The organism is Bacillus cereus group sp. MYBK14-1, assembly GCF_051916885.1.
GTDB classification, from domain to species: Bacteria; Bacillota; Bacilli; order Bacillales; family Bacillaceae_G; genus Bacillus_A; species Bacillus_A cereus.
On record NZ_JBQAHM010000032.1, the window covers coordinates 1 to 16,666 of the forward strand.

The window sequence follows — 16,666 nt, forward strand, 5'->3', positions numbered from 1 at the left end:
AACTCCTATTAGTTACTGTTATGGGAATTCTAATCATGGTAATCTGGTTATATTTTTATGGTTTAGGTTTATGAATATAAACTAAAATCATATCCAAGTATACGAGATAATAGTTCAATGCGTATTATGGTGGAGAATAGGACACTGGTGGTCTTTTTGGAGAGGCTAAATGTGTTACGAAACTGATGAATCGGATAATAGGTAGTATATAAAGGTCTTATCTTTTTATAGGAAGATAAGGCTTTTTTATGCATAAAGAAAAGACACCCAAAGGTGCCTTCCTCCGACTTGAACCACTTTAATTCTATATAAAGGCGTACCGCCAGCATTTTGCAAAATAACCTACGCTATACGGAAAATTAAAATAAGCTGTCTATATGGACAGCTTATTTACATAAAATGCGTTATCGGTATTGCTTAGTTATTTTCCTCCAGATCTTTTTCTTGTTTAATCCTAAGACGGTACACATAAGAAACAGGGATAATTCCACAAACAAATATAATTCCTCCTATCAATAAACCGTTGCTCCAGTTGAAGTTTGGGGTAATGGACGTAAGAATAGCAAAAATAAGTGCAATGATTGTGATCATAATGAGACTAATAATTAACGATTTTACTGGATTTTTTAGCTTTCTTTCATGCTCTACACTAACACTCATGTTCAGATAACTGTAGATAATGGAAGTAAGCATGAAAACCATCCATAGTGGGTTTTTCGTCATTCCTTCTATGCCCCCTTTAAAGACTTCATAGCCAAGAATACTGAGAACCCCGATTGTTTGTACTATATAAGCTATTTTTATGTGTTGTAAATTTTGTACTATTAGTCGTTCATCAGTGATTTTTTTCATTCGAATTCCTCCCTATTAATCCAAAAAATCTCATCTAATTTGGCATTCACCGCATAACAAATTTGTAGGCACAATTTTAATGATGGATTATATTTTCCTTTTTCAATTAAACTGATTGTTTGCCGAGTAATACCTACGACATCGGCAAGTTCTTGCTGTGTTAACTCCGCTTTTACACGGGCGAGCTTTACGTTATTTTTCATAGCATATCCTCCAACCTTAATGTAACATATAATTTCCTTAATGTAAATTATATGTTACATTAAGGTTCACAGATCAGTATTTTTCATTAAACAAAATGGTTTCTTTTTATACAATAATCGGGCCTTTTAGTTGAATAAGGTCCGAAAGGATGGAATGCATACTTTATACACCCTAATTAACATAACGTCCTATTATCGGTAGCAAGGAAAAGGAGGAACCCCTATGAGAGTAAGGGTTCCTCCTTTTTTGTTCTAGGGATCTATGCATTTTTTTATACATTCCTATTCTGGTGCGGTTTTATGGCTCTCGTTTGTTACTGGATTAGCCAAAAAACTGTATAAAATCTTGCATGCTCTTAGCGTGGGTTTTTTCCGAAATGCTGGCGATACCTCTAAAAGGATTCTGTAACAGGAAGTAATATTATATTTATTTTTTACTAAGAAGAATATCTAATGACATTGTGATATCTTTTTTAAAAACGCTTATCCCTTTTTCCTCAGCAATCCTTGTCATATATTCAACTCTTGAAGGTTTATTAGGTAGAGATTTTAGCTGATCTATATTCTCCGTAATTAAATTTTCAAGCGCTTCTTTCGTTTTTCGTTCTTGTTCTCTACGTAAATTCATTCTCTCTGCAAAATTTTGGTGTCGAAGTTCATTTTGATATTCTTCCATATCAGATTCATAGTTACTAAGAAAATCTTCTATTACAACCTCAGGGGTATCAATACCAAAATTAGTCGTTCCCACTCTATATAAAACCCCTTCATTAATAACCTCTATTATGTAAGAATCTAATAAACCCAAATGTTTTTTAACTTGTTTATTATGTTGGCTAATAACAGACCATAAGTCTTGCATACACCCATTTTCTTTTAAAAATTCTATTGTATCTTCGTCCATCAGATCTTCAATCATATCATTAGAGATAAAATAATCTTCTTCATTTACAATAAAAAGTTGATATAATACCGTTTTTATTTCATTTTGTTTAATAAATTGAAGCATTTTTTTAAATCTATTCTCACCAATCAATAAAACTTCTGTAATATCACCTTCTAGCTTGAGAGCCTCCATTGCAAAAATATCTTGTTCAATAAAAAAGTTCTCTAAATCATTTACATTTTTAAAATCCATTTCCCATTCTCCTCTTTAATCCTTTTTACTTATCTTAACAATAAATTTATAAAACAACTACCAAATGGGGGTACCGCCACATCACTATCAAGCTAAGATTTTGCAAAGTCAATTTTAGGCGAGATTGTTTCTTTTTTCTAAAGGGCAAGTGTAGGTGATTATTAATCCTAGAGTGGCATCTCATACCGAGAATCGTTTCCGTACCCCTAAATACCCCACGTTATCACCTTATATAGATTCGGAATGTATACATTCTGTATTCGTTAACTATGTTCCTCCACTACATAATGAATACAAAAAATGTGAGAGTATATTCACCCTCACATGTGTTTAAATTATTATTCAGGATATTTAGTTTGTTGTTCCATATGTTTTGCAACGTCAATTAAGGGTTGCATCTCCTTTAAAAAAGCATTTACATCTCTAAAGGAGTCCATAAAATAATACTCATTAAATTCATCATAACAGCTAGTGAGTTCAATTATAATTCTAGGTGTATTCTTATACTCAGGTTCAAGATAAAGCATATTACATCGGCAAAGAATTGTAAATAACTCGTTAAATTTCCCACCTAGAATAAAGGTGGCTTCATAATTATCATCAAATGATACAACATGGTTTGCTTCATATTGAAACCGTCCATTTCTAAATATAGTTCCTGTAATTTCTCTATACCTGATTGATGTTTCCACTGTCATAATCATCACCTCAAAGAAGTGATTCGATGCATGGGTGCTAAACACCTTTTACTATATAGGTATTATATTTTTATTTAAAATTACGGTACGTGAAATTTTATGTTTACCTTATTAAAAACCCCCCATAGATCTTAAATCTATGAGAGCTGCCTAAGGGTATTTAGACTTTCGACTCCATTCTATTGTAACAGGCTTTCACCATACATGAGAAACATAATGAACCAAAAACAAACCATCATAATAAGAAATTCTTTAACCCCTTGCTGAAAGGAAATACGACCTTCTTCCATTCTACATGCCCCTTTTCTCTACAACTTTTTATATGTTAAAATAAGAGGGAAAGAAATGTGCCAATTTCTTTCCCAGACGGTCACTCATGACTTTGCTCTTTGTTTGCTTTTGCAAATGAAGAGCTTTTATTTTGCATACTTATGCTTACTTTCTAACATCGCATAATGCAATAGCTTTAATTTTGTCTCTCTTTTCAATGCTTTCCACTCAGATACACCAATTTTCATGTCTCATTCCTCCAATATTTAAATTTGTTATTTATATAGCTTATAAGTTCCAGTTGTTCTTATATAGTAATACTGAACAGCCCCTTCATAATTCGAATATAAATAGTATTTATGAATTTTATAATTTAATTCATTTTTCTCTAATACCTCATAAAGCTTATTTTTAGTTTCATCCATTACGTCAAAAATGGTTAACTGTTCCATTATTAACAGCTCCTCATTGCGTAAATTTACTAAACTAACTCTAAGAACAAGATTGTTTCATTATGCTCATTGGTATGCACATTAAACTGTTTTCCTGTAGCTTCTAATGCACTAAAAAGCATTCTTTTATATCCTTGATCCATAAAATCTACACTTATTTGACCATGATTCATAATAAATTGAAGATCAGCCATCTTCTTTTTAACTTTCCGTTCCATATAATAACCTCCTCAACAAAGTTATATAACTTATAATTATTTTTATAGAGGAGGTTGTAATATGGCTGTTAATAAAGACAAGTACACTCAAATTTTAGTTACTTTTACAAAAGAACAAGTAGAACAAATAGAAAATTATTGGCATGAAAATAAGCTGAAGAACCGAAACGAAGCAATTCGTGAGATCGTAGACAAAGGGTTAAGTCGTAAATAATGGCTACCCTTTTTATTTTTCCTAAAAAACCTAAAAACGCATATAAATTACCTCTCTCCCTTTACATGCGGTTTTATAACAAACAAGACTTATTATATTAATGATGATGCAAAAACCTCATACAAGCAAATCTGAAGGTTCATTTTTTAGTTGAACTGATTTTTTTCATGCATTCTTTAAACAAATGAAAAAAGAGCCGGATTTTCATCACAGCTCATGTATTAATTGGTTCTGTATGTGTACATGTAGGATATTGAGAACAACCAAAAAACTTATTTCCTGTTTTATTTGAATTACGAACGACTTAATCATGTTTACATGTTTGACATTTCCGTTCTGCAGGTTTTACCCCTTGATACACATCTTCAGCGGAAAATTCATTTACTTTCTTTTTTGTTTGAAATCAATAACTTTTACTCCACTTGGACTAACATTATAAGTTATTGTTACAACATGATTAGGTGGATTGTGAGCGTTGGTATACGTTCTATATTTAGCTACTACAATAAAGGTAAAGGTATATTTTTGAGAACGCTCAATTTTTATAATTTTTGCATCCGTTAAACTATACTGGTGATCTGGCCCAAGTTTACTTCGGATAGTTTTACTTGCGTATGGAGCTAATAAAGTATTATAAGAATCATAAAAATCTTTATTAGATATATTTTCAGCCTTTCCTTCTATTGGAGATGTAAATAAAACCACCATTATAACTCCACAAAATGCCATTAACAGTTTCCGTTTAAACATAAAATTGACTCCAAACTTACTGCATAATATGGATTAGAGTGCGCAAATAATAGCGAATTATTCATTTGCAGTATTTTTAACAGAGCCTAAATAAAAAGAAAAAGAGCCGGATTTTCATCATAGCTCATGTATTGATTGGTTCTGTATGTGTACATGTAGGATATTGAGAACAGCCAAAAAACTTATTTCCTGTTTTATTTGAATTACGAACGACTAAATCATGTTTACATGTTGGACATTTCCGTTCTGCAGGTTTTACCCCCTGATATACATCTTCAGCCGAATATTCGGGATTGATTTTATTAATCAATTTCTGAAGTTCTACACGATCTATTAGTTTTACATTGCAAGCTTCCGCTAATTCTTTCGCTTGCCTTGTATACACACTGTTCGTTACAACCCAGCCTTCATTTGCTTTGTAATAGGCTTGGGCTGCATATATCTCTTGTACAGCACTAATGCCGACTCTATTTTTCATCCCGTAGCGTTTCGCCTGGATTACAATACGATTTTTCCCCTTCAATACCAGATCCGCTCCGAAATCATTTGACTGCTTTGTGACTGTTGGAGAATAACCCAACTCTCGAAGGAGAGCTTTTAGGTATACTTCGAATTGATGTCCGTCCATTTTGTCTATATAACGAATACCAGACTTAGCCATTCGTTTTAATATTCTTCGCTCCTGGATCTTCCGGTACATGAATTTACAAATACGAAAAAGAACATAAAGGATAAAACCATACATCAAAATTTGTAATATGTTTGGCATTTCTGGTAGATTAGACACTTCGCTCCACCTCTTTAATTGGTTTCATTTTCTTTGGTTGGGCTGTTTCTTTTGCCTGTTGCTCATTCACTTGTTTTTTCCGGACATCGTTCCAATCTTTTTCATTCGTTGGAATATCCTCTTTAAGATCGACAAAGCATTTCATTGTCTGAATGAAGTCTTTCCCAGCCTTATCATTATCAACTGCCATGATGACCTCTTTAATATCGTGCCCTTCTTTTTTCGCATCCATTAAAGATTGAATCACTGTTTTTGACTTCAATCCATGCATAGAAACCAGACGAGCGTTTTGGATATCATTTTGTTTAATACTCCAATGAGATAACATGTCGATAGGATCTTCATAAAAATAAATCTTATCTGGTTTACCTACATCAACCGTAAAACCGGCATTGATTTTTTCATAATTCGGGACAATTTGCTTAAAGCTTCCTCTTTTATTCTCCATTTTGACCGTACCTTGACGGTTCATTCCAATGATTTGCCCTTTGCCTCCTTCTTCTCTCCATTTGAACACCACGTTATTTTTCTTATCCTGGGCGATGAGATCCTTTTTAATCAGCCAATTCACCAAGCGAGGATCTATTTTCCGTTCATGAATTAGATATTCTTTTATCTCTGTTTGCTTATTTACTTCCAGGTGTTTGGGATAACTAAATGGCTGCTGCTCTTTTTTGCGCTCCTCTTCCGCTTTTGAACGATCAAACTCTTTGTAGTCCCCCTTCTGAATGTCCATCACGGCTTGTGGGAATGTCATATCATAGTACATCATCGCAAAGCTAATCGCTCCATATCCTTTTTCCCCTCGACTATTCCAGGCGTACTGATTTCCTTTAATGATGAGACTGTCATGTTCCGTATGACGATAATAGTTTCCTTCTTTCTTAAACGTTTCTCCTTTTGCTTCCAGATATGAAATCAAGTCAACGTCTCTTGCTTTCATCGTATCCTCCGCACTGACATATGCCATTACGGAATCCCCCCCTTTACTCTATAAAATGAAATAAAAAAGAGGACTATTCCGTTTCCTAGTCCTCTTTTGCTACTTATAGTTGTTACATTTCATTTTTATTTGCCGAATAAGAATTTTAATCGCTTCTCCTGTACGCTGTATGATAAACGAGCGTCAAATTTCTTCCCGTTTTTGTTTGAGATAAACCCTTTGATCTGATCCGTTACATTCTTTTCTAATAACTTTTTCACATGGTTACTACTTAAATTTTTACCAGAGAATGTATCAAAAATAATGAAGTCACAGCCTTTTTTGTATTTCTCACATAAATAGTTACTTTTCCCTACAAGAACCCTACTCTTACACAATGGACATTTACCAATGGTACGATCTTCAGTCGTTGGAAAACGGAATTTCAAACTTCCATCCGCTTCCATATAGATAGCTGCTGTAAATTCTCCCTTTTCCCCTTGAAAGCCGTTGATAAAATCCGTTGTTTTATACTGAATTAACTTTTTCACCTGATTACCAGGGATTGCTTTCCCTTTTATCTTGGCTGGTAACATAAAATCACATCCATTTTTATGCTCCGTGCATCCATAAAATGTTTTACGATGAAGCATATCCCCTTTTTTACATTTTGGACATTTACCAAATGACAGCTCCTCTTGTGTTGGAAACTGAAATTTAACTTTCCCTTCATGTAACACTAAATAAGCGGAAAACTCCTTCTCATTGGACTTAAATCCTTTTAAAAGATCTGTTTTCTTATCCTCAAAAAGCTTTTTCGCTTGCGCTTCCGGAATCGCTTTTTCTTTAATTTTTTTTGGTAAGGAGATTTCACATTCCGGATAATTACTGCACCCGTAAAAGTTTCCTTTATGAAGGATTTTTCCTTTTCTACAAGGGCATTTGCACACTTCAATTTGCTGATTCCAAGTATTAATAATGCTATCCGACACCTTATCATCCATTGCGCCTAATTGTTCCACTGTGTCTTTTACAAACGTATTCGTTTTCTCCACAAATTCCTCATATTTCATTTCATTCTTTTCGATCATGTAGATCATCCCTTCCATTTCAGCCGTATAAGCTGGATTTTTGATTTCATCTACCGGAAAAGCATCTATAAACGCACGACCAATATTAGTAGTTCGAATCTGACTGTTAGTAACATCAATATAGCTTCGCTCTAACAGTTTTGGGATAAACGTTTCTTCCGTTGCGACTGTCCCAATCCGTTTTCCTTTCATAAGTTCTTTCAAATGTTCATCATCTAATTTACGCCCTGCCGTCTCCATAAAGGTTAAAATAGAACTTTCCGTATGAAAGGCTGGTTTCTTTGTTCGAGACTCAATCAAGTCATACTGAACGATTCTGAAAGAATCTCCTTCTCGTAAAATAGGTATCTGAAATGCTTCAACTGATCCCTCTTCTATATCCTCTTGAAATACACTTAGAAACCCTTTCTCTTGTAGGATCTTTTCTTTTGTACTGTATGTGTTGCCCTCTTGATCTATAAAATATACTTCTCTTACCAGGTAGATTGCTGGTTTCATAAAATTCCCGATAAATCGTTTTACAATTAAGTCATATAACTGTTTTTCTAATGGTTCTCGGTTGGTCCCGACATATAATTTTGTTGTTGGGATGATGGCAAAGTGACTACTGACTAATTCATCATTAAAAGTAGAATGTTTTTTCGTAATAGAAGATGGAGATACTTGTTGTACGAGATTTGCATAGGTGCTTTTTTCTAATGCTGCCATTACTTCTTTCACTCGTTCCACTTGCTCAGTAGGTAAATGCCTGGATGAAGAACGAGGATAAGTAATAAAGCCTTCTTCATACAAACTCTGAATGTGTTTTTTTGCTGTTTCCGCATTTATCTTCAGTTTGGCGTGAGCATCTTTGTAGATATCCGTTAAGTTATATAATAATTTTGGTTTCTTTTTTCTCGTACTCTCTTTAAATTCCGTTACGATTATATTCGTTTCTTTCAAGCTATCTCCAAGCTTTTGTAGTGGCGATGGATCTATCAGTTGATCTTCTGTTTTCATTACTGGTAATAAACCGTTTTCCGTTAATAGCTTCAAATTGTAATAGGTTTGTTCTTTATAATTTTGGATAGCGATTTCCCTCTGACGGATTTCATTCAAGATACACATTTGAACACGACCAGAAGCCAATAAAAATTGATTTTTTGCTAGTTTGGATGTACATCCTCTTGTAACATTAATCCCTAGAATATAATCCAGGTATTGCCTTGCTTTAGCCGACTTTGCAAGCCCGTCATAATCCGTTAATGGTTCTAATCGATTCAATGCTCCTTCTAATTCTGCTGCCTCATAAGATGACTTGTATACACGAGATTGCTTTTTATTTACCCCAGCGTACTCGTATACTTCCCTATAGATTAATTCTCCCTCTCGATCCGCGTCACATATGTTTACCACGTGGTCAACATCATGACGCTGCAACAGTTTAACAAGTGTTTGTAGTTGCTCAGCATACTCTTGTTTTACTTTATAAACTGGCTGATAAATTAAGGGTAAATGTTCCAATTTAAATACCTTATACTTGGAATCCATCTCTTCCGGATGTTTTAACTCTAATAAATGCCCCCGGCACCAACTAATAATGTAATTTTCATTTTCATAGTAGCCATAATACGGCATACTTCCCGAATACTTTTGAGAGTTTCTAAATCTAGGTGATTTTAATAATTCAACAGCTACCTTCTGTTTTTCAGCAATAAATAATGTTTTCCCCATAAGTACTACCTCCTATTAATCTGCAATTTCAGTTTCACGCTTCCATTTCTTATTCCTCCGCTTTTTCATCATTCTGTGACCAAACAATAGAAACATGTTCAAAAAGACAGCTACAAGGAACATACAGCCCGCAAACAACCATACATTCATGGCATTCTCTCCTTTCCGTTCTATAAATAAGAAAGAGGGCTTTTTCTTTTGCCCTCTTTCATTTTTAGATATAAAAAAATCACTCTCCGTTATCTCAATTGAGTAACAAAAAATGATTTAATCTGGTGTTCCTGTTATAAAATTTTTCATCGTTCCATTTCCATTGTTTCTCTTTTTCTACCTGATTTCTTTGTAGTTTTTGACTGATCTACATTACCAGGATCTATTTCCTTGTCTTTTTCTTTATCGTTCGTTTGTTTTCCATTCAATGGCTGAAAATTTTTATCAAAATCCATTTCCTTTGAAGTTGTAGGCTGATTCACCGTTATTCCTTCTTTTTCAAGCTTCTCATCCACCTGGTTTTCTAATTTCACTACGTGTTCCTGGCTTACCAGCTCATTATCAATCGAAACATATTTCGTTGTATAATACCGTTCTTCAGCTTTTACACGAGTGACAATGCTATCAATATTATCTGGTGTCTCTTCATATTGTGAACGTCTGTATGCTTCGAATTTTCGGCTTAAATCTTTATCTAATGTAGTTGGCTCCTTTTCTTTTAAAGGCTGAATTTGTTGATCTAGAGAAGCAATAGGTGCATATCCATCTGTCTTCATTTCTTTATATAATTCCACTTCTTTTTCATTAAAAGGGTAATCTTTTTGTGCCTCCGCTTTATCAACTAAAAGTCCATATCGTTCATCTTTTACGATTTCATCTAGATTCATATTTACATCTTTTTCATAAACAACAAATGACAAATTTCCTCTTCCATCAAAGATAGAACTTTGAACCTTTTCATATAAATCTGGTTTCAAAATGTTATCTAAATAGACGTTTTCTCGTTTCCCGTTCTTTTCCATGAGTGAAACATATAAATCGTCCCGATTTGTTTTATCTTGATTCCATACAGACAAATAATTTATATCTTTCGTAACGGCATCCATCATATGGATTCTTGCCAGTTCTTCATCTTGCATACCATTTGCTAATACTTCAATTGTAACTAAGTGATTGGGTGTCTCTTTCGGTTTTTCTAATGGATTTTCTTGTGCTTTTTCCATCGGTATTTCTTTGTTATTTCTATAATTCATCACTTCATCTCGTAACGCTTGTTTTACTTCATCCGATAAATGCCTTTTCTCGTTTAATACTTGTTCATACGGTGTCTTGTAGTCCCCATCCCCCATATCCAAACGATCCATACTCACAAGCTCCATTCTCCCAAAATCTTTATCTACTTCTTTTGGAATGGCAATATGATAACGAGTTTTATCATATGGTACGTATTCACCCCTTTCTCTTGCTTCCTCTTTTGCTTTTTCAATATTTTTAATGACTTCAGCCATTTTTTCATTGGCCTCTCCAAATGGAATCAACTGACTACCTTTAAAATTTTCGTTTTCGCTCCACTGAACTAACATAGTTGGACGATTTATTTCATTTTGATTTAGTGCTGCATACTTTTCTTGATTCGCTTCGTTAAATGCATCAATAAATTCTTTATCACTCAATTTTTCTGTGCCTTCTACGGGCTCAAACGCTCGGTTTCTATCCGCTTGTTCTCTTAACTCTGCAACAGAAACAAGCTCTTGTGTCGTGTTACTTAAACTCATAAATTCGACCAATAAAATATTTTTTTCGTCCTGTTTTTCATTTTGATTTGCCATACTTTCCACCTCTTTTTCATTTATTTGTTCTTTTTCCTTTTCTAATGTGTTTTCAATTGTCTCAATAAATTCAATCGAAGTTTCATGTACTTCTTTCAACAACTTGGTTTTATCTTTCATTTCTTTTCCTTGTGTCCAGCTCGCTAAATATCCTAATGAATATTCGCTTGTATCAATCCCAAAATAAGAAGAAACTGCATAAGCTGTCATTTCTGCTTGGAACTCTTTTTCTGGTGCTGTGTAATTCATACGTGTCTCTGCGGTATGAAGTTTGGCATGCGCCAATTCGTGAAGAAGTGTTTTTACATTTTGTAATTCACTGTTTCTAGGATTCAAGGCAACCTCTTTTGTTAGGGGATAGCTCACACCTTTTGCGACACCCAGTTCTGATTTTGGCGCAATAATTTTCACATCGTTTTTTTCCGCAATGGCTTCCATTCCTTTATACAAACTCTGGTAATCTGTAACGCTCCCTTCTAGCCAACGATTCGGAAAAATACGAGGTAGATCTTCCGCTTTTGCGTTTGTTTGAGACACGTCAAACACATGACCGACAGCAAAATATAAGCGACCAGGTATCACTTCTACGCTTTTAGATTCGATTTGTTTTTTCTCTTCCTCACTTGCTTTAGTTACTGTTTTCCAATTGCCTTCATTGTCTTTAAATTTTGCTACCGTTTGGTTTGGAACAAGGATTTTTATTCCTTTCTCACCCTTCTTAACCGGAAATCCTTTTTCTTTCCAAAAAGAAAAGGAACCAACTGCACTGGCTCCCTGGAATTGACTTTGTATTAATGAAATATTAGATGGTGAATAGTGATAAAACTTTGCCATAAATGTTAAGTACTCTTTCAAATCTCCCGGTGTACGAAAATAACCTTCTACACTTTTTTCCATCTTTTTTGTTAAAGCTTGCACCGCTTCTTTCTTTTCTTCTGGTGATTTCGTTTGATACTTTTTCTTATAACTTTTACTCATGATCTTCTCCTACTCTTTCACTCGCTTTTTGCAATTCCTCCATTTCTTCCTCATTCCATCTCTCAGCTGTATCAAAGAAAAGCTCATGAGTTTTCACATTGACCGGAACTAACATATTTTCTTGATTCATGACATGGACTGCAAGTTCTTCCTCTTGTTCTCGTGTAATTTTGATTGTTAGTTTTTCCTCTTTTACAAGTAAAACAAGTTCACCTTCTCCAACCTCTTTAATGACCCCTAATGCGATATCTTCACGAAATAATAACATCCTAATAACCTCCTGTTTTTTTATAAAAAGAAACAATGTAGCTTACGTTACATTGTTCTTTGATGCCTCATGATCTAAACGTTTTTGTCTTGCGTTACTAATCCGTTCCGCTACGACTTCTTTTGCTATCTTTACACTTCCCATCTCTTGTTTATCAGTCGTAATAAGGCTATCTACGCCCTCTAAAAAGAAATAACCATTTAATAACTCAATTAAAATTTGCGTATTTCTATCCGCACTATTTGCACCAAGACGAATTTTTGTTAGTTCACTTTTCAACACATCGTGTAAATTCTTTGATACAATTTCGGAAATATAATTCAATGACCATTCTGTATTTTTTGATGCTTGATGTTCTCTACAAATCCTAACAATTGCTTCACCGTTATATCTTATATTGTGTTCTTCCATGTAGTCTTTAATATACGTATCTGTTTCTTCATCCAATGTAATTTGCATGCGAAAGTCTTTCATTTAATAACCCCTCTCATTTTGATATGCGGTTTCTTTTTGCATACGCTCATAATACTTTTGGTTCTTCCAGCTTTCGTATTCACTTTTAAAAGCGCCTTCCACTTTTCTCATAGAATACTGAATAGATACATTCTGCTGAAATTTTCGAAATGACTTTGATTTTTTCATGTGATGGATTCTTTTTTGTTCTTTATCATATGCCTTCATTTCTTGTAAAAAGGCGTTCCCCATTCGTTTATACAGGTCACTGATTTTATTCGTTTTATAATTTTCATATTGCTTCTTATCATACTTTCCTTCCCCATATGCTTCTTTAAAAACTTGCACTTCTTTATCTAACTTTTGGAGAAACTGATCGTAATCTTTTTTATGATGATGTTGAATATACCGACTGCTTAATTCATCAATTTGCGGCTTTAATGGTTGAATCGTATTGTAGCTATATTGCCACTGTCTTTTATCACTTGGTAACTGTTTATAGATTTGTAAAAACAATGGTTTCAAATGTTGATTACGCCAATCAAAAACGGAATCTTCTTTTTTCCTTCTCACCATATTGTTTCGAATCAGATCATTAATTTGTTTTTGTTCCTGCTTACGATCTAACAAATTGTTTACGACTTTACCCTTCATCGCATCTAATGTTTTTGGTTTTCTTTTACCACGTTCTCTCGTTGGAAATGGTTCAACAGTTGCCACATGAATATGAATATTATCCGTATTAAAATGAATGGCTGCCGACCAAATAGAGCTTTTTTCCAACCCTTCTCTTTTTTGCATTTCCTTCATCATAAGCCTTGTTACATCCATTAACTTTTTCTCATCCAACGTTTTTGTTTTCTCATCATAAATTCCTTGTTTCTCTAGCCAGGGATTATGAAAAGAAATGACATCTTGCCACATGATACTTCCATTCTCATGAGCGGTTTTAAACATTTCCTTTAAGGACTTTTTCTCACTTTCTGTTAAACGATTTGCGTGTTCCGTAAATAGTGCCGATGTCTTTTCTGAATTACCCATATAGTCTTGATACGTTTCGAACATTTTCGGATTCAACTTCACTTCACTTTTCGCTTCCTCCCGATCTACATAGTCAATATAGTTTTGAAATTCATCCGAATTTGGCAACACAAATTTCGTTTTCAAAACAACACCTGGTGTGACGGAAGACTGAACAGGAACAGCATTACTCATCTTCAACATCCTGCATCATCATTTGAATAAACTCATTCATTTTTTCCATTGCGCTATAACAATCACTCATCATATGGATGTTCTTTTCAATGAGATTTTCTAATTCCATTTCCCTTTTATTTTGTTGCTGAAAAAATGCCAGCATTTCAATTTGAGCTTTCAAAAATTTTTGCCGGGATATTCCCTTTCTCTTTGCAATTTCATCTATTTTCTTTAAGGCAACTGGATCTATATCTCTTATTTTTAGATTCATAATTTCAGCTCCTTTCTGCTATTTTGGGTAGAGATCAAAAAATAGTGAGAAGAGCATAAGGGGTTTCTGCCCCCACCGAGGGTGTGGGGCTAGGCGGAGCCTAGCGAAACGGTGGGGGCAAGAAAAGCTTTTAGGTGTAGACTCACTCACGACCCAAAATCCTCTAATGTAGACTCACTCACGACTCATTTTTTCGTGATGTGGACTCACTCACGATACAAAATCCCTTGATGTAGACTCACTCACGACATGACTTTTTTCACTTTTTATTAATTTCTTGTGCCTTCTCTTCTAATTTTTTGATTTTATCTCGTGCAATTTTTTGTTCTCCTTTAAACAATTCCACGTTCTTTTCTGATGATTTTATTTTAGATTCTAAGGATGCTATCTTTGATTGTGTTTCCGTTTTTTCTGCTTCCGTTTGGTACTTCATTTCATCTTGTAATTCCTTTACTTTTTCATAAACTGTCTTTGCACTTTCTTCTTCCAGTTTGATTGCTTTCCCATAATTTTTTATCTTTGTTTCGATATCCTTTTTGTCTCTTTCTATAAAATCTAGCTCATATGTTTTTTTATCTTCAGCTATCAATTCGTCATTTGCTTTTGTTTTTCTTTGATCGGTAAAAATCGTCTGAACTAATTTATTTGGACTCTTTGTTGATGCATTTTCTTCTTCATATTCGTTCACATCTTGTGTAAATTTACGAATATCCATTTGTTCTTTTTCACTATTTTTATTGTAAATATCGAAAGCTAACGCTCCCCAATTCGGAGATAAGTCTTTTACTTCTACTACGTATTTTCCGTTCTCCTCATACAATACTTTGACAGGTAATTGGACACCTGGATTTGCTTTTTGCTGTGCTTTAAATGTATATCCTGTTTCCTCATAACCTTCTAATCGAAAGTAAATTTGTATAAAGTTTTTGTGTGGATTGTATTCCCTTTTCTCTACAATCAATTTCCCCATACCCGACAACTTAATTACTTTATTTGTCTCTGTATGGAATAGTTTTTCATCGTTTGGCATGTAAATTTTAGATGTTAAGAAAGCGAAAAAACCTAAAAATAGAAAGCTGATAATTGTTAAGTAGATCCACGACTTATTCTTTCTTAGATTGATTCTTTCACTCTTCTTACCAATTGCACCTATCACACTCTCACCCCACCTTTTTCGTTATAAAACTTTCATATTTAACTCTTCCACACTTGTAACTCGCCATGTTTCATTATCTTTTTTCATAATGATTCGTAACACATTGTTTACTTTTTCTTCTCGGTTTTGCGTTGAATCTGTCGTGACATTTATAAATTCAGCTAACACATTTACTTCCTCTTTATCCGGTTCATTTTCTTGTAAATAAAACTTCATTTCTATTGGTTTTGTCTTATACGTATCTCCTAGTTCGTATTTATCAGTTGGATAAAATTGTTGTAAAAGTTCTTCACTCATAATGGATTTTGCTTTTTCTTTTCGCTCGCTGTACCCTTCTTTTTCTCTGTGAAATGATAATTGTATAAACGTTTCGGCTGTCGATAAATACGCCCTTCTCTGTTGTTCTTGTGCGGAAGGAAGCACCTTATCCAATCGTTTTTTTAAGTCTTCATTTTGCTTTGTTAGTAATTCATTTGAAAGTTTTAACTGTTTTTCTTTGCCATCACTCATTGATTTTTTGCTCAAATAGATATTAAAAGCTGTTACACCTACAACTAAAATGACAAACACAATAAACAAAGATTTTCGTTTATCTTTCATTCTTTTAGTCTCCTATTCTTTCGGTTTTTAGAACCTTCTTACATGACCAGAAAAGACTTTTTTCCAATACGGATTATTTAAATCTTCAATAGAAACACCTTTATTCGTTTGGCATCCAATGAAAGTATTTTTATCAATTACAATGCCAACATGTCCGTCATGTTTGTAGGTATCAAAGAAAATAACATCACCTGGTTTCATATCATTTGCTGATACTTTTGTACCAATTTTATTTAATGTTTCCGTACTTACAGCGCCAATCGGACTAGTATACATTCCTACTTGTTCGAATGCCCAGCGTACAAAACTTGAACAATCAAAAATCCCTCTTGCGATGTCATTTGTGTTACGTCCTCCACCAAATACATAGGTAGAACGCCCTATCCATTGGCGACCTACATCGGCAACTTTTGAACCGCTACTTCCGCCACTTCCTGGATTTCCTCCTCCACCAGAAACGACAGAACCCGGCTGATAATATTTTAAAACTGCGTCAACGTACAAGTAGAGTAAGCATCCAGCGCCTTTCCACGTTTCTGTGATAGGTTTCCAAATGCTCCTCTCCGAACCGGACTTACACGTCTCCATGTATCCGGCTCTCCATCTGTCATCTGC

General features: G+C 34.2%; 19 protein-coding genes and 2 pseudogenes. 1 reads left to right on the plus strand and 20 read right to left on the minus strand.

The annotated features are described in order from the left end of the window. Positions 1 to 417: 417 nt before the first annotated feature. The 6 genes from ACTFR3_RS29725 to ACTFR3_RS29750 all read right to left on the minus strand — a co-directional run bounded on the left by ACTFR3_RS29725 (position 418) and on the right by ACTFR3_RS29750 (position 3,831). Positions 418 to 852 (minus strand): hypothetical protein, encoded by a 435-nt coding sequence (locus ACTFR3_RS29725; RefSeq protein ID WP_440045141.1) that lies wholly within the window; start codon positions 850 to 852, stop codon positions 418 to 420. Continuing rightward, positions 849 to 1,055 (minus strand): helix-turn-helix transcriptional regulator, encoded by a 207-nt coding sequence (locus ACTFR3_RS29730; protein WP_016121334.1) that lies wholly within the window; start codon positions 1,053 to 1,055, stop codon positions 849 to 851. The genes ACTFR3_RS29725 and ACTFR3_RS29730 overlap by 4 nt, the downstream gene beginning before the upstream one ends. A gap of 427 nt (positions 1,056 to 1,482) precedes the next feature. Beyond that, positions 1,483 to 2,193 carry a hypothetical protein gene (locus ACTFR3_RS29735; RefSeq protein WP_440045142.1) on the minus strand — a complete coding sequence of 237 codons (711 nt, stop codon included), beginning with the start codon at positions 2,191 to 2,193 and terminating at the stop codon, positions 1,483 to 1,485. A 338-nt stretch (positions 2,194 to 2,531) separates the two neighbouring features. After that, the gene (locus ACTFR3_RS29740; RefSeq protein ID WP_440045143.1) at positions 2,532 to 2,891 is read right to left on the minus strand and encodes a hypothetical protein; all 360 of its coding nucleotides are present in this window, start codon (positions 2,889 to 2,891) and stop codon (positions 2,532 to 2,534) included. 545 nt (positions 2,892 to 3,436) lie between these two features. Next, a complete protein-coding gene (locus ACTFR3_RS29745) occupies positions 3,437 to 3,613 on the minus strand; it encodes a hypothetical protein (protein ID WP_440045152.1) in 177 nt (58 codons plus the stop codon). A 29-nt stretch (positions 3,614 to 3,642) separates the two neighbouring features. Further along, a complete protein-coding gene (locus tag ACTFR3_RS29750; protein ID WP_440045144.1) occupies positions 3,643 to 3,831 on the minus strand; it encodes a hypothetical protein in 189 nt (62 codons plus the stop codon). 61 nt (positions 3,832 to 3,892) lie between these two features. On the opposite strand from ACTFR3_RS29750, the gene ACTFR3_RS29755 reads away from it, so the two are divergent. After that, complete coding sequence (locus ACTFR3_RS29755) at positions 3,893 to 4,045, plus strand: hypothetical protein (protein WP_176281442.1); 153 nt, start codon at positions 3,893 to 3,895, stop codon at positions 4,043 to 4,045. Positions 4,046 to 4,259: 214 nt separating this feature from the next. On the opposite strand, the pseudogene ACTFR3_RS29760 reads toward ACTFR3_RS29755, so the two are convergent. From ACTFR3_RS29760 to ACTFR3_RS29825, 14 genes and pseudogenes are all read right to left on the minus strand, one after another. Next, positions 4,260 to 4,433, minus strand: a pseudogene (locus tag ACTFR3_RS29760) (topoisomerase DNA-binding C4 zinc finger domain-containing protein); the annotation flags it as partial. Then, positions 4,427 to 4,795, minus strand: coding sequence for a DUF3888 domain-containing protein (locus tag ACTFR3_RS29765; RefSeq protein WP_086422692.1), 369 nt, complete (start codon positions 4,793 to 4,795; stop codon positions 4,427 to 4,429). The pseudogene ACTFR3_RS29760 and the gene ACTFR3_RS29765, both read right to left, overlap by 7 nt. A 124-nt stretch (positions 4,796 to 4,919) precedes the next feature. Beyond that, complete coding sequence (locus ACTFR3_RS29770) at positions 4,920 to 5,582, minus strand: restriction endonuclease (protein WP_086422691.1); 663 nt, start codon at positions 5,580 to 5,582, stop codon at positions 4,920 to 4,922. Beyond that, positions 5,575 to 6,552 (minus strand): DUF3991 domain-containing protein, encoded by a 978-nt coding sequence (locus ACTFR3_RS29775; RefSeq protein ID WP_440045145.1) that lies wholly within the window; start codon positions 6,550 to 6,552, stop codon positions 5,575 to 5,577. Before ACTFR3_RS29775 ends, ACTFR3_RS29770 begins: the two co-directional genes overlap by 8 nt. 98 nt (positions 6,553 to 6,650) lie before the next feature. Further along, the gene (locus tag ACTFR3_RS29780) at positions 6,651 to 9,308 is read right to left on the minus strand and encodes a DNA topoisomerase (protein ID WP_440045146.1); all 2,658 of its coding nucleotides are present in this window, start codon (positions 9,306 to 9,308) and stop codon (positions 6,651 to 6,653) included. Positions 9,309 to 9,323: 15 nt separating this feature from the next. Further along, on the minus strand, positions 9,324 to 9,458 hold the full coding sequence (locus ACTFR3_RS29785; protein ID WP_001103675.1) for a hypothetical protein: 135 nt from the start codon (positions 9,456 to 9,458) through the stop codon (positions 9,324 to 9,326). 146 nt (positions 9,459 to 9,604) lie between these two features. Further along, on the minus strand, positions 9,605 to 12,106 hold the full coding sequence (locus tag ACTFR3_RS29790; RefSeq protein WP_440045147.1) for an LPD25 domain-containing protein: 2,502 nt from the start codon (positions 12,104 to 12,106) through the stop codon (positions 9,605 to 9,607). Continuing rightward, positions 12,099 to 12,374 (minus strand): hypothetical protein, encoded by a 276-nt coding sequence (locus ACTFR3_RS29795; protein WP_440045148.1) that lies wholly within the window; start codon positions 12,372 to 12,374, stop codon positions 12,099 to 12,101. The genes ACTFR3_RS29790 and ACTFR3_RS29795 overlap by 8 nt, the downstream gene beginning before the upstream one ends. Positions 12,375 to 12,416: 42 nt before the next feature. Then, a complete protein-coding gene (locus ACTFR3_RS29800) occupies positions 12,417 to 12,848 on the minus strand; it encodes a hypothetical protein (RefSeq protein WP_000651369.1) in 432 nt (143 codons plus the stop codon). After that, on the minus strand, positions 12,849 to 14,042 hold the full coding sequence (gene mobP2 / locus ACTFR3_RS29805) for a MobP2 family relaxase (RefSeq protein WP_440045149.1): 1,194 nt from the start codon (positions 14,040 to 14,042) through the stop codon (positions 12,849 to 12,851). Continuing rightward, positions 14,035 to 14,295, minus strand: coding sequence for a hypothetical protein (locus ACTFR3_RS29810; protein ID WP_440045150.1), 261 nt, complete (start codon positions 14,293 to 14,295; stop codon positions 14,035 to 14,037). The genes mobP2 and ACTFR3_RS29810 overlap by 8 nt, the downstream gene beginning before the upstream one ends. Positions 14,296 to 14,554: 259 nt before the next feature. Further along, positions 14,555 to 15,451, minus strand: a complete 897-nt coding sequence (locus ACTFR3_RS29815) for a hypothetical protein (protein ID WP_440045151.1) — start codon at positions 15,449 to 15,451, stop codon at positions 14,555 to 14,557. A gap of 21 nt (positions 15,452 to 15,472) precedes the next feature. Next, positions 15,473 to 16,051, minus strand: a complete 579-nt coding sequence (locus tag ACTFR3_RS29820; protein ID WP_098291902.1) for a MerR family transcriptional regulator — start codon at positions 16,049 to 16,051, stop codon at positions 15,473 to 15,475. 27 nt (positions 16,052 to 16,078) lie between these two features. Next, positions 16,079 to 16,555, minus strand: a pseudogene (locus tag ACTFR3_RS29825) (C40 family peptidase); the annotation flags it as partial. Positions 16,556 to 16,666: the final 111 nt, after the last annotated feature.